Below are 18,902 nucleotides of genomic sequence, written 5' to 3' on the forward strand. Positions count from 1 at the left end.
TGCCGTTTCATAAAGGACAACGGCGGGGGCACGCGGATAGTGCCGCATCCCGGCGAGGAATTGCGCGAAACGTGATCACACGGTCACGGAACGCGAAAGGGATGGCGTCCCGGGCGCCGGGCCGAGCAGAATCGGCCGATGGAACCCGTCACGCTCGCCACGCCCCGTCTGCTCCTGCGCACGGTCGGCCCGCAGGACACCGAAGCGGTGTACACGGCCGTCCAGGACCCCGACATCCAGCGCTGGACGACGATTCCCTCGCCCTACCTCCCGGAACACGCCCGCAGCTTCACGGAGCAGATGGTCCCCGACGGCTGGACCGAGAGTTCGATGTTCACCTTCGGCGTCTTCCTGCCCACGGGGGAGCTGGCCGGGATGCTCGCCCTGACCATGCGCTCCCTCGGGGTGGCCGAGGTGGGTTTCTGGACCGCCAAGGAGCACCGCGGCCGCGGCTACACCACCGAGGCCACCCTCACGACCGCCCGCTGGGGCTTCACGCGGCTGGCGATCGACCGGGTCGAGTGGCGTGCCGAGGTGGGCAACCAGGGCTCCCGCGCGGTCGCGGAACGCGCCGGTTTCACCATCGAGGGCACCCTCCGCTCCGCCCTCAACAACAAGGGCGTACGACGCGACTGCTGGGTGGGCTCCCTGCTCCCGTCGGACCTGGGCCTACCCTCGGCCGCGCCCTATCTGCCGACCCCGTCGCAGGGATGAATGCCCAGGTCGCAATGGACTGTCAGTGCCACCCTCTATCGTCCGAGCCATGACGACCCTCCCGCGCCCCACCGCCGCCCTCTCGGCGGACGAAGCCCGCCGTATCGCGCTGAAGGCACAGGGCTTCCTCGGCGCTCCCGACCGCCGCTCGGGCGTCCGGGGCGTGCTCCGCCACCTCGGCGCGGTCCAGCTCGACACCATCTCGGTCCTCGCCCGCTCCCACGAGCTCATCCCGTACGCCCGTCTCGGCCGTGTCGGCCGCCGGACGGTCGAGGCCGCCTACTGGCAAGACACCCACGCCTTCGAGTACTGGTCGCACGCCGCCTGCATCCTGCCCATCGAGGAGTGGCCGCACTTCGCCTTCCGCCGCCGCGCCTACCGCGACCGCCCGCACTGGAGCCACGAGCTCCCCGACGGCGCCTACGACCAGGTCATCAAGCAGCTGCGCACGGAAGGGCCGCTGACCGCCACGGAGTTGGGCGGCGCGAAGAAGACCAGCGAGTGGTGGGACTGGTCCGGCACCAAGGTCGCCGTGGAGCGCGCGCTGATGTACGGCGAGGTGGTGTGCGTCCAGCGGCGCGGCTGGAAGCGGGTGTACGACCTCGCCGAGCGCGCGGTCCCGGCCACGCTGCTGCACGACGACCTGGACGACACCGAGTGCCTGCGCCGCCTGGTCCGGCTGGCCGGGCAGTCGCTGGGCATCGGCACGCGTGCGGACATCGCCGACTACCACCGGCTCAAGGGGGAGCAGGTCGACGCGGTGATCGCCGACTCGGGCCTGGTCCCGGTGGAGGTGGAAGGCTGGTCCAAACCCGCCTGGGCGGATCCGGCGGCCCTGGCCGTGCCTCCGCGGGGCCGGCACCGTACGACCCTGCTCTCCCCCTTCGACTCCCTGATCTGGGACCGGGCGCGCACCGAGCGGATCTTCGGCTTCACCCACCGCCTGGAGGCGTACGTCCCGAAGCCGAAGCGGGTGTACGGCTACTACGCGATGCCGGTGCTGGCCGGCGGCCGTCTGGTGGGCCGGGTGGACCCGGCGCGCGAGGCGGGCGGTGTCCTGGTGGCGCGCCAGGTCACACTGGACGGCCCGAAGGCGGTTCCGGCGGTGGCGGAGGCGCTCGTCGAGGCGGCGAGCTGGGTGAACTGCACGACGGTACGGGTGGAGCGGGTGGACGCCCCGGAACTGCGCGAGCCGCTCGTCCGGGAGGTCACCCGCGCGCTGACGGCCGCCCTGCGCTGACCGGCGTCGGCGGCCTCAGCGGATCTCCAGGATCTTCTCCCGCATCGCGTAGACCACCGCCTCCATCCTGGAGTGCAGCTGGAGCTTCTCCAGGATGTTGCGCACATGGTTTTTCACGGTGTTCTCGGAGATGAACAACTCCTTCGCGATATCGCGGTTGTTCATGCCCGTGGCGACGAGTTTGAGCACTTCGAGTTCACGGTCGGTGAGCCGTGGCGCCGGCACCAGCCGGCGCTCGTCGGTGCGCTGGATCATCGACTTGAACTCGGTGAGGAGTTTCGACGCCATGGACGGGCTGATCTGCGACTGCCCGTCGGCCACCGCGCGAATGGCCGTGGCCACCTCGTCGGTCGAGATCTCCTTGAGGAGATATCCGGTCGCGCCCGCCTTGATCGCGTCGTAGAGATCGGCCTCTTCGTCGCTGATCGTCAGCATGATGATCTTCGCGCTGGGCGCGACCTCCTTGATGGAGGTGCAGGCCTCGATACCGCCGCGTTTGGGCATCCGGACATCCATCAGCACGATGTCCGGCAGCAGGTCGGCGGCCTTGTCGACGGCCTCGGCACCGTCACCCGCCTCCCCTACGACCTGGATGTCCTCCTCGGCGGCGAGCACGATCTCCAGACCGCGGCGGAAGAGGGCGTGATCGTCCACGACAAGGACTCTGATCGGTTCCTTGCGCGAGGTGCCTCCCGCGTCCGGGCCCAGGCCGACGACGCCGCCGTCGGCGTCGTCCTGCATCGGTCCGAAGCTGTCCGCCATCGTTCCTCCCCCTGAAGGCTGTGGCCTGTGGTGCTGTGCCATCGCCAACCCAAGGCAGCGGCCCACCGGTTGGACCGTTGCGGCCATGATTCCATGCCCAGGCGGCAACGCGGTGACGGAGCGGGGCGCGAAGTGGTCGCGCACCGGTGCCCCCGGGGGCGCACACACGCTTCCAGGGGCACAGGTCCAGCTACCGGGCGGGCGGGTCAGCCGCCCAGTGTGCCTCCCGCCGCCGGGGGTTGGGCCTGGGCGACCATCGGGTCCGTGCTGAGGTGGATGACGCCGTAGTCGTACGCGTGCCGCCGGTAGACGACACTCGGCTCCTTGGTCTCGGAGTCGACGAACAGGTAGAAGTCGTGTCCGACCAGTTCCATCTCGTAGAGAGCCTGGTCGAGGCTCATCGGGGAGGCGACGTGGGTCTTCTCGCGGACGATGAGGGGGCCTTCGCCCTTCACCTCCAGCGAGCCCATCTTCTTGGTGGGCACACCGTCGGGCTCTTCCTCATGGACGGGGCTGCCGTTCCCGTTGAGCGTCACCGCGTCCGGGACGTGGTCGGGGACCTCGGCGGCCGAGATCCGCTGGGCGCCGCGGCGCGAGAACCGCTTGTCGTGCTGCTTGCGCAGCCGCGCGTCCAGCTTGTCCGCCGCCAGGTCGAGTGCCGCGTACGGGTCGCTGGCCGATGCCTCCGCCCGGATCACCGGACCGCGGGAGCGGAGCGTGATCTCCACTCGGTCGCAACGGTCGGCCTGTCGGGGGTTGGGCTCCTTGGACACCTCGACGTCGAGGCTGATCACCTTGCCGTCGAGCTTCTGGATCTTCTCCAGCTTCAGCTTCTCGGCCACGTGCTTGCGGAACCGCTCGGGCACCTCGGTCTTGCGGCCCTTGACGACGATGTCCACGCAGAACTCCGTTCCCGGAGCGCTCCGCTTCGCTGGCGGAGCATCTCCCTTTTTGCACCCGACTCCGGTGAACCCCGGAGCCTCGGACTCGGCGACTTCACCTCCTCCCCCATGGGCAAGATCTGCACCCCAGCACCGCGATGATTACGGAAAACCCGCGGCACAGCATTCGGATACGGGAGGCATGGCCTGCGGCTTTCTCCCTCACAACCGAACATATCTCGCCCGGACGGATGTCGTCACCCTCTACTGATGCGTACCTCCATTCAGATGAATTGGCCCGGTCACTACCTGCAACGATGAGTGTTCCCAGTCAGTTCCGGTTCATTTCGAAAGAATCCGGCGCGGCCGCGACCACAGCCGCACGGATCGGCCACGTGGGGGCGTTCCCCCCGGCCATTCCCGGTGCGTCCCGTGTCCACTTCGCCCGCTCTTCCCTCGGTCCGGCGATCCGTTCCTCCCTACCTTCCCAAGCCGTGCGCCGATACACGGCCCTTGTCTCCTCTCCTCCCCCTCCGGTCCCCGTCGCCTCCCCTACCGCACGCGCCGCCTCCGCGAGGGTGGCGCCGGTCGTGACGAGGTCGTCGACGAGGACGACGCGGCCGCCCGCGAGCAGCCGCGCACCGCCCGCCGTCACCTCCAGCGCGCCGTCGATGTTCGCCAGCCGCTGCCGGGAGTTGAGGCCCGCCTGGTCGGCCACGGCCCGCCGCTGCCGCAGGACCGGGGCCACCCGGGCCGAAGCCCCGGTACGCCGCAGCTCCATGGCCGCCGCGAGGGCGATCCGGCGCACCGGATCGTGTCCGCGCGCCCGCACGGCCCACGGCGCGGAGGGCACCGGCACGAGAAGCAGGGGCCCGCCGGCCCGGGCACCGGCGCTTCCGTCCAAGCTCCCGTCACCGGTCCCGGTCGTCGAGCCACCGGTGTCGCCACCGGCCCCGCCCGTCGCGTCGTCAGCCCAGGACGCCACGATCCTCACGGTCCGAGCCGTCCGGGTCGTCCGGGTCGTCCGGGTCTCCCGGAGCCCGGCCCGCACCGCTCCCGCCAGAGCCGCGCCCAGGGCCCCGGCGAGCGCCAGCGCGCCCCGTTCCTTGTGGGCGAGGAGAGCCGCCCGTACCTCGTCCGCGTAAGTCGCCGCCGCGTACACCGCCGGCAGCCCGGGCGGCTCCGGCACGGGTCGCACCCGGCGCGGTACGGCCCCGCTCAGGGCGGCACGGCACTCGGCACACAGCACCGTGCGAGGCGTCCCACAGCCTCCGCACTCGGCCGGTAGCACCAGGTCGGTGAGGTCCTGCCACCACCCCCGCATGTGCCCACTGTGCCAAGGCCCGGCCGCATCGGCCACCCCTGTGGACAACGGCCTGTGGACAACTCCACGGGACTCACACAGCGCATCACCCACATGGGTGAGGAGGCCGGTGTTCCACCCGAGAACGGTCGCCCTGGGCACACAAAGAACGGTCGCCCCGTACGAAACAAGACGGCCGTCCCGCCGGCTCCGCGCCGGACCGGGACGGCCGCTCTCACGCCGTTCTCCGCGCTCAGCCCGGATAGACCGGCGCCGAACCGTCCTTGACCACCTTCTGCCACTGCGCCCCGGACGGCAGCCGGACGATCCCGTCGTCCTGCGAGTCCGCCACCAGCGGCACCCGGTCGTCCTCGGACGCGGCGATCGCCAGGACGCCCGTGAGGGCGGCGGGCGCCGGCCCGTCCGGCGTGGAGCCGTCGACCTGGACGTACCGCGTCTGCTGCACTCCGCCCTGCTCGCGCCCGACCACCACGAGCCGGCTGTCCCCGGCCCACGACATTGCGGTGACCTCCTCGGAGCCGGGGGTGGCGGAACGCAGTTCCAGCACCGAAACCTCCTGCTGGTCGTCGGACTTGGTGCGCTCGATGCGCCCCACGAGCAACGACTGCTTGCCGCCCTTCTCCACGACGAGCGCGATCCGCACTCCGTCGGCGGCGACCCGCACGTCCTCGATACGCCCGTTCAACTCGGGGATCTGCACGGCCAGCGGCTGGCCGACGCCCTGCGCCAGCATGTACAGCCGCGACTTGCCGGGATCCCGGTCGGCCACCCACAGGTCACCCCGGGCGTCCCAGCTCGGTGCCGTCAGCCGGGCGTCCTCGGTCGTCCCGTGGCTGGTCAGCACGGCGTCACCCAGCGAACCGTCCGACGCGAGCGAGGTGACGTACAGCGACTTGCCGTCGCCGGTGACCCCGGCCGCGGTCCGCTCGTCGCGGGCGACCGCCACCGACCGCAGCGACTTGGTGCCCACGCCGAACGGGCCCGGTACGGCGACCGCGCTGGTGCCGGTACCCCCGGTCGTCATCCGCACCAGCCGGTGCTTGGCGTCGAGGAAGTACAGGTAGTCGGGCCGCTTGGCGGAAGGGCGCCAGGCGGTGGACTCGGCCTGCTCCTCGGTGACGTCGCACATCCGGCCGCCGTTGACGGACTGCAGCGCGACCGAGTCCACGGTAGGCGTCAGGTTCCGCAGCGTGAACAGCAACTGGGTCGCCATCTCGGTGCACTTGGCCAAGCCGATCCGGGACGCCTTGACGTTCAACGGCACGGTGAGGCCGTTCTGGTCGTCCGGTGCCAGCCCGGACACACCCTTCTTCAGCGCCGTACCCGTCGGAAAGCTCGACCGGACCACCGGACCGAGCCAGGTGGTGGGTCCCTTGAGCAGCGAACGCACCAGCTGGGTCGTCGGATCCACCCGGCTGCGGACGAAGACGGGATCGGCGACCGCCACTGGCTGCCCGGTCTCCCCGGCCGAGGTGCCCGAGGCGAAGTAGTACTTGTTGACGGACGTGTAGTTGCGCTGGAAGTCGGACTTGCCTATCACCACGCCCTGCGGCAGCGAGTCGATCCGCCACTGCCCGCTCTTGGCGTCCTTCGTCAGATGCACCGTCCTCTGGTACATCCCGTCGGCGGGCGTGTACGCCTGCTGCGCGTCGACGGTGGCCACCCGGCTGCCCTGGAGCGAGTAGGTGATGCTGTCCGTGCCCTCTCGGCCTGCCGGGCGTGGATCGGTCTGGATACTCGGCCCGTTCGCCAGCACCGTGGCCTGCGCCTCCGGCCGCCAGTTCTTCGCGGCAGCCGCGGTCAGATACTTGCGCGCCGTGTCATAACGCGGATCGTCGCTGGTCAGAGCCTCCAGGAAGCCCTGGACGATCTCAGTGGAGGAGGCGTCCTGCTGCGGCGGCATGGCGAACACCCGCACCTGCGTGTCCTGCCGTGGCGTGGACTCGACATCCCGCAGGTCACCGCTGTCCGGCATGGAGGCACAGCCCGCCAGCAATACGGCCCCGCAGGCGGCGTACGCCATCGCGCGCACCGGTCCGGGCCGCGCGCTCCCCTCGCGGTCAGCGACCACGAAATGCCTCCCCTGGCTTGTTCGACTCATCCGGCCCGCCGACGCTCCCGTCGTCCGCCGGGCCGGTCCCGGGCGTGCCCTCCCGGCGCCGTGCGCCCCCACTGGGCCTGGGCACCACACGCGCGCCGTTGCCGGGCAGCGCGGTCGGATCTGCGGTGGGGGCCACGGTGGCCATCCGCTGGGCCATCGGAGCGAGAGCCGCACCCTGTCCGCCGCCGGACTGCACCGGCACGGTGGCCCGCTTGTCCTCGCCACCCCTCGGCAGACCGGCGTCGTTGAGCCCCCGGTTGCGCCGGGAGTCCTTGGGTTCCAGGGGTATCGGCGAGCCTCGCAGCGGCTCGTCAGCGGTCCGCGGCAGCGTCAGCCGGAACTGCGAACCGCCTCCCGGCTCCCCCCACGCCTGCAGCCAGCCACCGTGCAGCCGCGCGTCCTCCAGGGCGATCGACAGCCCCAGGCCCGTACCACCGGTGGTACGCGCGCGTGCCGGGTCCGCCCGCCAGAAGCGGCTGAAGACCCGGGTCGCCTCGCCGGGCTTGAGCCCGACGCCGTAGTCGCGCACCGCGATCGCGACCGCCCCGCCGGCCGAGGCCAGCTTGACGATGACATCCTTGCCCTCACCGTGCTCCACGGCGTTGACGACCAGGTTGCGCAGAACCCGCTCCACTCGCCGCGCGTCCGCCTCGGCCACCACGGGCTGCAGGTCGCCGAGCACGCGTATGTGCGTGCCCTTGCGCTCCGCGAGCGGCGCGGCCCCACTGACGACCCGGCGTACGACCTCTCTGAGGTCTATCGGCTCCGCCTCCAGCGCCGCCGCGCCCGCGTCGAAGCGGCTGATCTCCAGCAGGTCGGCGAGAAGCGACTCGAACCGGTCCAGCTGGTCGGCGAGAAGCTCCGCGGACCGCGCGGTCACCGGATCGAAGTCCTCGCGCGCCTCGTGGATGACGTCGGCCGCCATCCGCACGGTCGTCAACGGCGTACGCAGCTCGTGCGACACGTCCGACACGAACCGGCGCTGCATCCGCGACAGGTCCTCCAGCTGCTGGATCTTCAGCTGAAGGTTCTGCGCCATCTTGTTGAATGCCTCGCCGAGCCGCGCGATGTCGTCCTCGCCGGTGACCTTCATCCGCTCCAGGAGCCGCCCGGCGGACAGCCGCTCGGCGATTCCGGCCGCCATCCGCACGGGCGTGACGACCTGCCGCACAACGAGCCAGGCGATGGCCCCGAGGAGTACGACGACGAACAGCCCCGCGGTCGCCAGCGTGCCCTTGACCAGGCTGAGCGACTTCTCCTCCTGGGTGAGCGGGAAGAGGTAGTACAGCTCGTACGGGTTGTTGTTCGGGTCGTTGACCTGCTTGCCGATGACCAGCGCGGGCTGCGACTCCATGTCGCTGTCCGTGTACGTGATCCGGGTGTAGCTCTGCGCGGCCGTCGTATTGCCGTTGATCCGCGCACGCAGATCAACGGGCACGCTGGCCGTCGGGTCGACCTGCCCGGAGGCGCGCGTGCGTCCGCCGCCGCTGTTGTTGTTGCCCGCGGGCAGCGTCACCACGTCGAAGGCGCCCTGGCCACCGCTGGAGAGCGAATCGACGAGGTCGCTCATCCACGAGGTGACGTTCTGCGACTGCCGTCCGTCCGCCGCCGCGGCGGTGTCACCGGTGCCGGTCGCGGCCTCGTCAGCCTTCTGCTTGGCCACCGCGAAACCGCCGGTGGCCTGGCTCTGCGAGGCCTTCACCTTGGCGTCCAGCAGGCCGTTGCGCACCTGCCCGATGACGACGAATCCGAGCAGCAGAACGACGCCCAACGACATCAGCAGGGTCGTGGCGACGACCTTGAGCTGGATGTTGCGCCGCCACAGCCGCATGACCGGCAGCAGCGGCCGGCGCACCCAGCGCATGAACAGCCGCAGCACCGGGCTGCCCTGAACCCCGCCCTGCAGCAGCCCGCCCTCGAAGAGCAGCGCCCAGCGCGAACCGGGCCGCTTGCCGCCGACAGGCCGCCCCGGACGGTCCCCGGACCGGCCGGGGACCGAAGCGGCACTGTCCCCGGACATGTCAGCTCGGTCCGGCCTTGTATCCGACACCACGGACGGTCACCACGATCTCCGGCCGCTCCGGGTCCTTCTCGACCTTGGAGCGCAGCCGCTGGACATGAACGTTGACGAGACGGGTGTCCGCCGCGTGCCGGTAGCCCCAGACCTGCTCCAGGAGCACCTCACGCGTGAACACCTGCCACGGCTTGCGGGCGAGCGCGACCAGCAGGTCGAACTCCAACGGGGTCAGCGCGATCGACTGCCCGTCCCGTTTCACCGAGTGCCCGGCCACGTCGATGACCAGGTCACCTATGGCGAGCTGCTCCGGCGCCGGCTCCTCCGACCTGCGCAGCCTGGCCCGGATCCGGGCGACCAGCTCCTTCGGCTTGAACGGCTTCACGATGTAGTCGTCCGCGCCCGACTCCAGGCCCACGACCACATCGACGGTGTCGCTCTTCGCCGTGAGCATCACGATCGGCACCCCGGACTCCGCCCTGATCAGGCGGCACACCTCGATGCCGTCCCGGCCGGGCAGCATCAGATCCAGCAGCACCAGATCGGGCTTGCTCTCCCGGAAAGCGGCCAGCGCCTTGTCGCCGTCGGCTACAAAAGACGGCTCAAAACCTTCACCACGCAACACAATGCCGAGCATCTCGGCCAGTGCGGTGTCGTCGTCGACGACAAGGACTCGTCCCTTCATAAACGACATCATCCCATTCTCATAACAGTGAAGGTTGCGCAGGTGACCAGGCTCACCGGCCAGTGACCATAGTCGCAGGGGGCCGTCACTGTCTGCCCCCGTCCGTCGACGTTGATGTCAGTGACGGATGTCAGCGTCTTCACGGGGTGAGCGTGCAGTGCTGTCCTTGCCAGCCACGCCATCAAGCGGAGGGGCCGGGCCTGGCCAGGAGACTGACCCTGACCCTGATGACCATCTGTGGCGGTCTTCTGCCGCTGGCGGCCGTCATCTGGGGCGGTGTATCCCTGTGGCGAGACCACCGACGCCTCGTAGCCGACCTCACAGCCATCGACCAGATCATCCAGGCACCCGAGGGGACCTACCCTGACCCTTCGGCGGCTACGAGCGCCGTCCGCCAGCCTGCCTTCAACCTGGGCCGCCTGGCGTACAGCTACGAATGGGCGCAACGTCTCGTCTGGGAGCAGGCGATGGAAGATCTCCGTGGTCCGGCCTGGCTCGCCGGCGCGGGTGTCGTAGTCGCGACAGTGGCAGGCGCCTGGTCGATTTGGATCTGGCGAACCTCGATTCCCCATGACTCCCCGTCCGTTCTGGCACGGAAGTGGCACGCCCCGAGGCCACCCTCGCTGCGAACGGTCGATGCTTGCTACCGCGATGCCGGCAGCGACGCCCACCGGCTGACTGGCCATGCGATGACGAAGGCCCGGCCGATGACTTGATCCTCGTCGATGGTGCCACCGCCGGGCAGGTCCTGGTGGTACCGGGAGTCTTGAGAGTCCTGGCGGTGGTCACCCATGACCCAGAGCTTCCCCTTCGGTACCTTGATCGGCCCGAATGGCTTGTCGCCGCAGGGGGTGTTACCGGGATAGATGAACGGTTCGTCCACCGCCTTCCCGTTGACCTTCACAGGACCACTCCCCGAACATTCCACGGTGTCGCCGCCGACCGCGACAACCCGCTTGATCAGATCCTTCTCGTCCGCCGACGGCATCAGGCCGACGAAGCTGAGAGCCTTCTGCACCGCGTTCGGCTCCTCGGCCTTTGCAGGGAGCCAGCCTCCCGGGTCGTGGAAGACGACGACCTCTCCGCGCTGTGGCTTGGATCCGAACCACGGCGTCAGCTTGTCGACCAGCACGCGGTCGCCCGTCTGGAGCGTGTTCTGCATCGAGTCGGACGGGATCGAGAATGCCTGTACGAAGAACGTCTTGATGACCAGCGCGAGCACCAACGCGATGCCGAGGAGGATCGGCAGCTCCTTCCAGAAGGAGCGCACTTTCCGACGGCCATCAACCGCCACTTCGTCGTCGGCATCGTCGTCCCCGGATCTCGACCGTTCGCCAGCGACAAGATCTTCCATAACCACGCCTCCCACCCCTGCGCCCTGCTCCGGGCGCACCGCGTCCGTAGTGGTCCCTTGTGCGCACAGCACCGGGCCCACCACCGTCACAACGAGCGGGAGTTCCCGAATGCCGGAGCTCTCAGCCTGGCTCGGGGCTGGGTACGACCCTCCACGCCCAAACCCGTCCGCCGCGCCATCCGGGGCCTCAGCAGGCTACGCGGTCGACGGAGTCTTAATGGCTGAGTCAAGAGGCTCTACCGGCCGGCGATGCTGTCAGGCGTCGTGGTCGGCAGCCTCTGCGAGCGCGTGCATGGCGTCGTTGTGGCCAGCGCGACGGGATGGCCGAAGGCCAAGAACCGATCAGGGCTGAAGGGCTGGGGAAGATGAACCCCAAGGGGCTGCGGAAGTCCTGCGGGACGCTCCTGGTCCACCTCAAGGTGCACCCGAGGATCGTCAAGGCGGTCCTTCGGCACAGCCGGATCGCCACGACCATGGACATCTACGCTGAGGCGCTGGACCCGGACGTCATCGCTGCGGTGGGTCAGCTCGATCGTCTGCTTCGGCAGCCGGCTCGGATCCGGGAGCTGGAAGCCTCACAGGCGGCTTCCGGCACCCGTTGATGTCGCCGTTGGATGTCACGGCCCTTGGCCTGCGAATCGCCGCAGGTGGAGGGGCCGTTGCCGTCCGTCGAGCCGACATCAATCCATTAGCTAATCGTTACCTGGCCTGACCTGGCACACAGCTCGGCAAGAGCCTCAGCCGTCACGGGCGAAACGGCGCCTTCCTCGGTGACGATCGCCGTCACCAACTCGGGCGGCGTCACGTCGAACGCCGGGTTGTACGCCTGGGTCCCCAGGGGTGCCACCGGAATCCCGCCTCCCGCTCCCGCCACCGGCACCTGCGGTGCTGTGACCTCGGTCACCTCATGTCCGGGGCGCTGTTCGACCTCGATGGACGCCCCGTCCGGCGTCTCCGGATCCACCGTCGTCACCGGCGCCACCACGATGAACGGCACATGGTGGTACCGCGCGAGCACCGCGAGCGGATAGCTCCCCACCTTGTTCGCCACCGAACCGTCGGCCGCGATCCGGTCCGCCCCGATCAGCACCGCGTCCACCTCCCCCGCCGCGAACAGCGAACCGGCCGCGTTGTCGGTGAGCAAGGTGTACGCCATGCCGCTGCGAGCCGCCTCGTATGCCGTCAGGCGAGCACCTTGCAGCAACGGACGCGTTTCATCCACCCAGAGCCGCCTGAGCCGTCCCGCCCGATGTGCCCGGAGGGCCACCGCGAACGCCGTTCCCTCCCCTCCCGACACCAGCGAACCGGTGTTGCAGTGGGTGAGGATCCGGTGCCCTCCGCCCGGCAGCAACTCGTCCAGGAGCGCCAGCCCGTGCCCGGCCATCCGGGCGCTGGCCTCGGCGTCCTCCCGGTGCAGCGCCCGCGCCGCAACCAGCGCCGCCACGGCCGCCGCTCCGGTGTCCCCACTCTTGGCCAGAGCCGACCGGTACGCCGAAACGGCCCTGCGCACCCCGACGGAAAGATTCACGGCCGTGGGCCGGGCACCGGCCAGCGCCATCGCGGCCTCGTCCACGTCGAAACCCCGCACGGCAGCGAGCGCGACGCCGTACGCCCCCGCTATCCCGAGCAGCGGCGCCCCCCGCACCGCGAGCGTCCGAATCGCCTCCACCAGCGCGGACGCATCCGTGCACACCAGCTCGACCTCCTCGGCCGGCAGTCTGGTCTGGTCAAGAAGGACCACCACGGGGCCCTCGGGCGGCTCCTCCCACCGGATCACGGGCATTCCCGTCGGCCGCTTGTCCTCGCCGGTTTGCGCGTACTGATCAGCCATGCCGTCAGTCTGCCCCGTATCCGGCGGACAATTGAAGGTGCGGAGCCTGTACCGCGGCAGGTCACTGGGTGACCACCCCATGGCACGATGGCAGCCAACCTGCCACCGCGACCGCGGACGGGCACCGTGAAGGAGCTTCGATGAACGACACTCCGGGCTGGGCCTCGCCCGGATCCGCCCCGTCCGACGGGCGGGAACCCGGCGCGTCCGCCCCTGCCGACCGCCCCGTCCCCGCAGGCCCTGCCGAGCAGCCCACCGATCAGCCGGGTACGGACCCACAGGGCTCCGGCTCGAAGTGGTCCAAGGATCAGCCACCGCCCGGCCAGTGGTCCGCGCCCACGGGCGTCCCAGCACCAGGCCAGGCACCGCCTCCACCACCCCCCGGCCCCGGTTGGGGCGGCCAGCCCCCCGGCGGCGGCTACGGAGGCTACGGCGGTCCCGGAGGGCCCGGCGGCTACGGCGGTCCCGGCGGCTACGGCGGTCCCGGAGGGCCCGGCGGCTACGGCGGTCCGGGCGGCTACGGGCCGCCCGGCGGATACGGAGCCTGGGGCGGCGGCTGGGGCGGTCCCCCGCCCGCCGCCAAGCCCGGCGTGATCCCACTGCGCCCGCTCGGCGTCGGCGAGATCCTCGACGGCGCCGTCTCCACGATGCGCACCTACTGGCGCACGGTCCTCGGCATCTCGCTGACGGTCGCCGTGGTCACCCAGGTCGGGGTGATCCTCCTCCAGGGCCTCGTCCTGAACGACACCGAGACCACTGACGCCCTCAACGACCCGAGCGCCTCCTTCAGCGAGGTGTCCCGCGCCGCGGGCGAGGTCACGGCCAGTTCGGGCGTCGTCCTGCTGATCTCGCTGGTCGGCACCATCATCGCGACGGCCCTGCTGACCAGCGTCACCAGCCGCGCCGTGCTCGGCAGGTCCGTGACCACGGGCGAGGCCTGGCGCGACGCCCGCCCGCAGGTCGTCAAGCTGTTCGGCCTCATCGTCCTGCTGGGACTCATCGCGGTCGGCGTCCTGCTCGTCGGCGCGCTGCCCGGCATCGTCGTCGCGATCGCCGGCGGCCCCGGCGGCGCCATCGCCGCACTGCTCATCGTGGGCATCCTCGCGGGCGGCGTCGTCACCCTGTGGCTGATGATCCGCTTCTCCCTGGCCTCCCCCGTCCTGATGCTGGAGAAGCAGAGCATCACGAAGTCGCTGGGCCGCTCCGCCAAGCTTGTCCGCGGCTCCTGGTGGCGGGTCTTCGGCATCCAGATCCTGGCGACGATCATCGCCAACATCGTCTCCTCGATCGCCGTCATCCCCTTCGCCGTGGGCGCCGCCATCCTCAGCGGCGACGGCTTCTCCGGCTTCCTCGAGAGCACCAACTCCAACGTCGGCTGGACGTTCCTCATCGTCAGCGGCATCGGCTCGGTGATCGGCTCCATGCTCACCTTCCCGATCAACGCGGGCGTCACCGTGCTCCTCTACATCGACCAGCGCATCCGTCGCGAGGCCCTCGACCTCGAACTGGCCCGCGCCGCCGGCGTCGAGAACTACGGCGCCGGGGCCCCCGGCCCCGTCCCGGGGAGCTGATGCGGTGAGTCCGACGGGGGGAGTTCTCACAGCGGTGCCCGCGGCCCTGCCGCGCGCCGCCGACGAGGCCGTACGCGGCCTGCTACGGGCTCGGGAGACGGCCCTGCTGTCGCTGGCCGGCTCGGGTGACGAACCGCCCGTGACGATCCCACGCGACCCCGCACGGGAGGCGGCACGGCGTGAGCTGTCCAAGCGGATGTACCACGAGAACGACCCCGGGCTGTTCCAGCGCGCCCTGAACGCCGTCCTGGACTGGGTCGACCGCATGCTCTCCGCCGCCGCGTCCGCGACGCCCGGAGGCACGCTGGGCCTCGTCGTGGTGGTCCTGGCCGTCGTCGCCGTCCTGGGCGCCCTGTGGTGGCGCCTGGGTACCCCGCGCCGCCAACCCGCCTCTGCCGCCGCCCTGTTCGACGACCGCCCCCGCAGCGCCGCCGAACACCGCGCGGCCGCCGAGGCACACGCCGCCCAGGGCCACTGGAACCAGGCCCTCCAGGAACGCATGCGGGCCGTCGTCCGCGCCCTGGAGGAACGCGCCCTGCTCGACATCCGCCCGGGCCGTACCGCCGACGAGGCCGCCGCCGAAGCCGGCCGCGTCCTGCCCGCCCACACGGACCGGCTGCGCGCCGCCGCCCGGGACTTCGACGACGTGACGTACGGCGGCCGCAGGGCGACCCAGGCGTCGTACGAGCGCATCACCGAACTCGACCGCGACCTGGAACGCACCAAGCCGATACTCGCCAGCAGTACCCCGAGCACGGCCCACAACGCCCGCCAGGGGGCCGCCGAATGACCACCGGCGTAGCCCTTCCGCCCACCTCCACCGCGCCCACCACCCGCCAGGTATGGACCCGGACCCGAGGCATCGTCCTCGCCTTGGTGCTCCTGCTGGCCGGTGCCGTCGCCATCGCCGTCGTCCGCTCCGACAGCAGGCACGGCGACCTCGACCCGCGCTCCGCCGACCCCTACGGCAGCCGCGCCGTAGCCGAACTCCTCGCCGACCGGGGCGTGTCCACCCGCGTGGTCACCACCCTGGCCGAGGCCCGGGCCGCGACCGGCCGCGACACCACGCTGCTCGTCGCCGTCCCCGACCTGCTCACCCCGGGTCAGCAGTCCCAGCTGCGGGTGTCGACCGCCGGATCGGGCGGCCGCACGGTCCTGGTCGCCGCCGGCAGCATGTCCGTAGAACGGCTCGCCCCCGGCGTCACCGCCGACCCCGCCACCAGCCTGAGGTCCACGCTCGACCCCCACTGCGGCCTGGCCGAGGCCCGCCGCGCGGGCAGCGCCGACACCGGCGGCATCCGCTACACCACCACCCACCTCGACGCCGACTCCTGCTACCCCAGCCAGCGTCTGGCCACGCTGATCCGCGTCCCCGCGGCCTCCGGAAGCGGCGACACCATCGTCCTCGGCGCGCCCGACATCCTCCTCAACGACCGGCTCGACGAACAGGGCAACGCCTCGCTCGCCCTCCAACTCCTCGGCTCCCGCCACCATCTGGTCTGGTACCTCCCCTCGCTCTCCGACGCCTCGGCCGCCGGTAAGGGCGACCAGAAGTCCCTGTTCGACCTGCTCCCCTCCGGCTGGCTCTGGGGCACACTCCAGCTCTTCTTCGCCGCGGCCCTGGCCGCCTTCTGGCGGGCACGCCGACTCGGCCCCCTGGTGCCCGAGAAACTCCCCGTGGCGATCCGCGCCTCCGAAACCGTCGAAGGCCGCTCCCGCCTCTACCGCAAAGCCAACGCCCGCGACCGAGCGGCCGCCGCTCTTCGCTCCACCGCTCGCACCCGCCTCGCCCCCCTCGTCGGCGTCCCCGTCTCCCAGGCGCACGCGCCCGAGGCCCTGCTCCCCGCGCTGTCCGCCCACCTCCAAGGCGACGGCCAGGCCCTGCACTCCCTCCTCTTCGGACCGCCGCCCGGCGACGACGCGGCCCTCATCGCCCTCACCGACCAACTCGACGCCCTCGAAAGAGAGGTACGCCGTCCATGATGGACCCGACCACTGACAACGCCGGGAACACCGGGAACCCGGCCGACGCCAGGGCCTCGCTGGAGTCCCTGCGCGCCGAGATCGCCAAAGCCGTGGTCGGCCAGGACCCCGCCGTGACCGGCCTCGTCGTCGCTCTCCTCTGCCGCGGACACGTGCTACTCGAAGGAGTCCCCGGGGTCGCCAAAACGTTGCTCGTCCGCGCCCTCGCCTCCGCGCTCGAGCTGGACACCAAGCGCGTCCAGTTCACCCCGGATCTCATGCCGAGCGACATCACGGGCTCCCTCGTCTACGACACCCGCACCGCCGAGTTCTCCTTCCAGCCCGGTCCGGTCTTCACCAACCTCCTCCTCGCGGACGAGATCAACCGCACCCCGCCCAAGACCCAGTCGTCCCTCCTCGAAGCCATGGAGGAACGCCAGGTCACGGTCGACGGCACACCGCGCCCCCTCCCCGATCCGTTCCTGGTCGCCGCGACCCAGAACCCGGTCGAGTACGAGGGCACGTACCCCCTCCCCGAAGCCCAACTCGATCGTTTTCTCCTCAAGCTGACGATCCCTCTCCCCTCCCGCCAGGACGAGATCGACGTCCTCACCCGCCACGCCGAGGGATTCAACCCGCGCGACCTGCGCGCCGCCGGCGTACGCCCCGTGGCCGGCCCCGCCGACCTCGAAGCCGCCCGCGCCGCGGTCGCCAAGACGACCGTCTCCCCCGAGATCACCGCCTACGTGGTGGACATCTGCCGTGCCACCCGCGAGTCGCCGTCCCTCACCCTCGGCGTCTCCCCGCGCGGCGCCACCGCCCTCCTGGCCACCTCGCGCGCATGGGCCTGGCTGACCGGCCGCGACTACGTCATCCCCGACGACGTCAAGGCCCTCGCCCTGCCCACTCTCCGGCACCGTGTCCAGCTCCGCCCCGAGGCCGAGATGGAGGGCGTGACGGCCGACTCCGTCATCAACGCGATCCTCGCCCACGTCCCGGTCCCCCGCTGATGCCCCTCAGCGGACGCGCCGCCCTCCTCGCGGCAATCGGATCGATCCCCATCGGCGTCTGGGAACCGAGCTGGACGGGCATCCTCGCGGTCAACGGTCCGCTCGCCCTCGCCTGCGCCTGCGACTTCGCCCTGGCCGCTCCGGTGCGACGGCTCGTGCTGACGCGCTCCGGTGACACATCCGCGCGCCTCGGCGAGGCCGCCGACATCAGCCTGACCGTGACCAACCCGTCCGGACGCACCCTCCGGGCCCGGCTCAGGGACGGCTGGCCGCCGAGCAGCTGGCAGCCCGGCACGGAGATCGACGCTTCACGCCACCGCCTCACCGTGCCGCCGGGCGAACGCCGGCGCGTGACGACCCGCCTGCGCCCGACCCGCCGCGGCGACCGGCAGGCAGACCGCGTCACGATCCGCTCCTACGGCCCCCTCGGCCTGTTCTCCCGGCAGGGAGGTCACCATGTGCCCTGGACTGTACGGGTTCTGCCCCCGTTCACCAGCCGCAAGCACCTGCCGTCGAAACTAGCCCGATTGCGTGAACTGGACGGCCGCACCAGCGTCCTGACCCGCGGGGAGGGTACCGAATTCGACAGCCTGCGCGAGTACGTCCCCGGCGACGACACGCGCTCCATCGACTGGCGTGCCACAGCACGCCAGTCGGCGGTCGCCGTACGGACCTGGCGTCCCGAACGCGACCGCCACATCCTCCTGGTCCTCGACACCGGCCGCACTTCCGCCGGCCGCGTCGGCGACGCCCCACGCCTGGACGCTTCGATGGACGCGGCACTCCTCCTCGCCGCCCTCGCCTCACGCGCGGGCGACCGCGTCGCTCTACTCGCCTACGACCGCCGAGTCCGCGCTCTCGTGCAGGGCCGCGCCGCGGGCGATGTCCTCCCCTCCCTGGTCAGCGCGATGGCCTTGCTGGAGCCCGAACTCGTCGAAACGGATGCCCGCGGACTCACGGCAACAGCGCTCCGTACGGCTCCACGCCGTTCCCTGATCGTCCTTCTGACCACGCTGGACGCGGCACCGATCGAACAGGGCCTGCTTCCCGTCCTCTCCCAACTGACCCAACGCCATACGGTCCTGCTCGCTTCGGTGGCCGACCCGCGTGTCGCCCGCATGGCGACGTCACGCGGAAACGTCGACGCGGTGTACGAGGCGGCGGCAGCAGCGCAGGCGCAGAGCGAACGGCACCGCACGGCGGAACAACTCCGTCGGCATGGTGTGACGGTTGTGGACGCGACGCCTGAAGATCTCGCTCCCGCATTGGCCGACGCATATCTAGCCTTGAAGGCGGCGGGCCGGCTCTGAATCTCTGTGGCAGGCTCGACAACGGGCCTGCCAATTCCTCCACGAATCCAAAAACACCCGTAAACGCAGAAAGGCCCACGCCGTAACGGCGTGGGCCTTTCCTAAAATTTGTTCGGCGGTGTCCTACTCTCCCACAGGGTCCC

Annotated in this window: 16 protein-coding genes; 8 read left to right on the top strand and 8 right to left on the bottom strand. The window is 70.8% G+C overall.

All coding sequences use genetic code 11. The features are described from left to right. The first annotated feature begins 138 nt into the window (after positions 1 to 138). A complete protein-coding gene (locus AB0N16_RS33130) occupies positions 139 to 714 on the top strand; it encodes a GNAT family N-acetyltransferase (protein ID WP_365803178.1) in 576 nt (191 codons plus the stop codon). A 49-nt stretch (positions 715 to 763) separates the two neighbouring features. Then, positions 764 to 1,954 (top strand): crosslink repair DNA glycosylase YcaQ family protein, encoded by a 1,191-nt coding sequence (locus tag AB0N16_RS33135; RefSeq protein ID WP_365803181.1) that lies wholly within the window; start codon positions 764 to 766, stop codon positions 1,952 to 1,954. Positions 1,955 to 1,969: 15 nt separating this feature from the next. Here AB0N16_RS33135 and AB0N16_RS33140 read toward each other — a convergent pair whose 3' ends face one another. The 7 genes from AB0N16_RS33140 to lepB all read right to left on the bottom strand — a co-directional run bounded on the left by AB0N16_RS33140 (position 1,970) and on the right by lepB (position 11,075). Beyond that, the gene (locus AB0N16_RS33140) at positions 1,970 to 2,716 is read right to left on the bottom strand and encodes a response regulator transcription factor (protein WP_351701511.1); all 747 of its coding nucleotides are present in this window, start codon (positions 2,714 to 2,716) and stop codon (positions 1,970 to 1,972) included. Between the two features lie 206 nt (positions 2,717 to 2,922). Further along, positions 2,923 to 3,615, bottom strand: a complete 693-nt coding sequence (gene raiA, locus AB0N16_RS33145; protein ID WP_365803184.1) for a ribosome-associated translation inhibitor RaiA — start codon at positions 3,613 to 3,615, stop codon at positions 2,923 to 2,925. A 313-nt stretch (positions 3,616 to 3,928) separates the two neighbouring features. Beyond that, the gene (locus AB0N16_RS33150; protein ID WP_365803187.1) at positions 3,929 to 4,921 is read right to left on the bottom strand and encodes a ComF family protein; all 993 of its coding nucleotides are present in this window, start codon (positions 4,919 to 4,921) and stop codon (positions 3,929 to 3,931) included. A 232-nt stretch (positions 4,922 to 5,153) separates the two neighbouring features. Continuing rightward, positions 5,154 to 6,992 carry an LpqB family beta-propeller domain-containing protein gene (locus tag AB0N16_RS33155; RefSeq protein WP_365803189.1) on the bottom strand — a complete coding sequence of 613 codons (1,839 nt, stop codon included), beginning with the start codon at positions 6,990 to 6,992 and terminating at the stop codon, positions 5,154 to 5,156. Continuing rightward, positions 6,982 to 9,042, bottom strand: a complete 2,061-nt coding sequence (gene mtrB, locus AB0N16_RS33160) for an MtrAB system histidine kinase MtrB (protein WP_365803191.1) — start codon at positions 9,040 to 9,042, stop codon at positions 6,982 to 6,984. The genes AB0N16_RS33155 and mtrB overlap by 11 nt, the downstream gene beginning before the upstream one ends. 1 nt (position 9,043) lies before the next feature. Further along, positions 9,044 to 9,733 carry a two-component system response regulator MtrA gene (mtrA, locus tag AB0N16_RS33165; RefSeq protein WP_187284748.1) on the bottom strand — a complete coding sequence of 230 codons (690 nt, stop codon included), beginning with the start codon at positions 9,731 to 9,733 and terminating at the stop codon, positions 9,044 to 9,046. Between the two features lie 631 nt (positions 9,734 to 10,364). Continuing rightward, positions 10,365 to 11,075 carry a signal peptidase I gene (gene lepB, locus AB0N16_RS33170; protein ID WP_365803194.1) on the bottom strand — a complete coding sequence of 237 codons (711 nt, stop codon included), beginning with the start codon at positions 11,073 to 11,075 and terminating at the stop codon, positions 10,365 to 10,367. 365 nt (positions 11,076 to 11,440) lie between these two features. Between lepB and AB0N16_RS33175 the strand changes: the two genes are divergently transcribed. Next, positions 11,441 to 11,677 (top strand): hypothetical protein, encoded by a 237-nt coding sequence (locus tag AB0N16_RS33175; RefSeq protein WP_365803196.1) that lies wholly within the window; start codon positions 11,441 to 11,443, stop codon positions 11,675 to 11,677. A gap of 86 nt (positions 11,678 to 11,763) precedes the next feature. Here AB0N16_RS33175 and mtnA read toward each other — a convergent pair whose 3' ends face one another. Then, positions 11,764 to 12,906: an S-methyl-5-thioribose-1-phosphate isomerase gene (gene mtnA, locus AB0N16_RS33180; protein WP_365803221.1), complete on the bottom strand. Its 1,143-nt coding sequence runs from the start codon at positions 12,904 to 12,906 to the stop codon at positions 11,764 to 11,766. A gap of 140 nt (positions 12,907 to 13,046) precedes the next feature. Here mtnA and AB0N16_RS33185 point away from each other — a divergent pair, with 140 nt between their 5' ends. Genes AB0N16_RS33185 through AB0N16_RS33205 form a run of 5 tightly spaced genes read left to right on the top strand, consistent with a single transcriptional unit; the run spans position 13,047 to position 18,759 of the window. Continuing rightward, a complete protein-coding gene (locus AB0N16_RS33185; protein ID WP_365803198.1) occupies positions 13,047 to 14,477 on the top strand; it encodes a hypothetical protein in 1,431 nt (476 codons plus the stop codon). 34 nt (positions 14,478 to 14,511) lie between these two features. Then, entirely contained in the window at positions 14,512 to 15,267 is a 756-nt protein-coding gene (locus AB0N16_RS33190; protein ID WP_365803200.1) for a DUF4129 domain-containing protein, read from the top strand. After that, positions 15,264 to 16,460 carry a DUF4350 domain-containing protein gene (locus tag AB0N16_RS33195; RefSeq protein ID WP_365803202.1) on the top strand — a complete coding sequence of 399 codons (1,197 nt, stop codon included), beginning with the start codon at positions 15,264 to 15,266 and terminating at the stop codon, positions 16,458 to 16,460. Before AB0N16_RS33190 ends, AB0N16_RS33195 begins: the two co-directional genes overlap by 4 nt. Continuing rightward, the gene (locus tag AB0N16_RS33200) at positions 16,460 to 17,449 is read left to right on the top strand and encodes a MoxR family ATPase (protein ID WP_365803224.1); all 990 of its coding nucleotides are present in this window, start codon (positions 16,460 to 16,462) and stop codon (positions 17,447 to 17,449) included. The genes AB0N16_RS33195 and AB0N16_RS33200 overlap by 1 nt, the downstream gene beginning before the upstream one ends. Then, positions 17,449 to 18,759 carry a DUF58 domain-containing protein gene (locus AB0N16_RS33205; protein WP_365803204.1) on the top strand — a complete coding sequence of 437 codons (1,311 nt, stop codon included), beginning with the start codon at positions 17,449 to 17,451 and terminating at the stop codon, positions 18,757 to 18,759. The genes AB0N16_RS33200 and AB0N16_RS33205 overlap by 1 nt, the downstream gene beginning before the upstream one ends. The last annotated feature ends 143 nt before the right edge of the window (positions 18,760 to 18,902 follow it).

Source organism: Streptomyces sp. NPDC051105 (genome assembly GCF_040682795.1).
Lineage (GTDB): Bacteria > Actinomycetota > Actinomycetes > Streptomycetales > Streptomycetaceae > Streptomyces.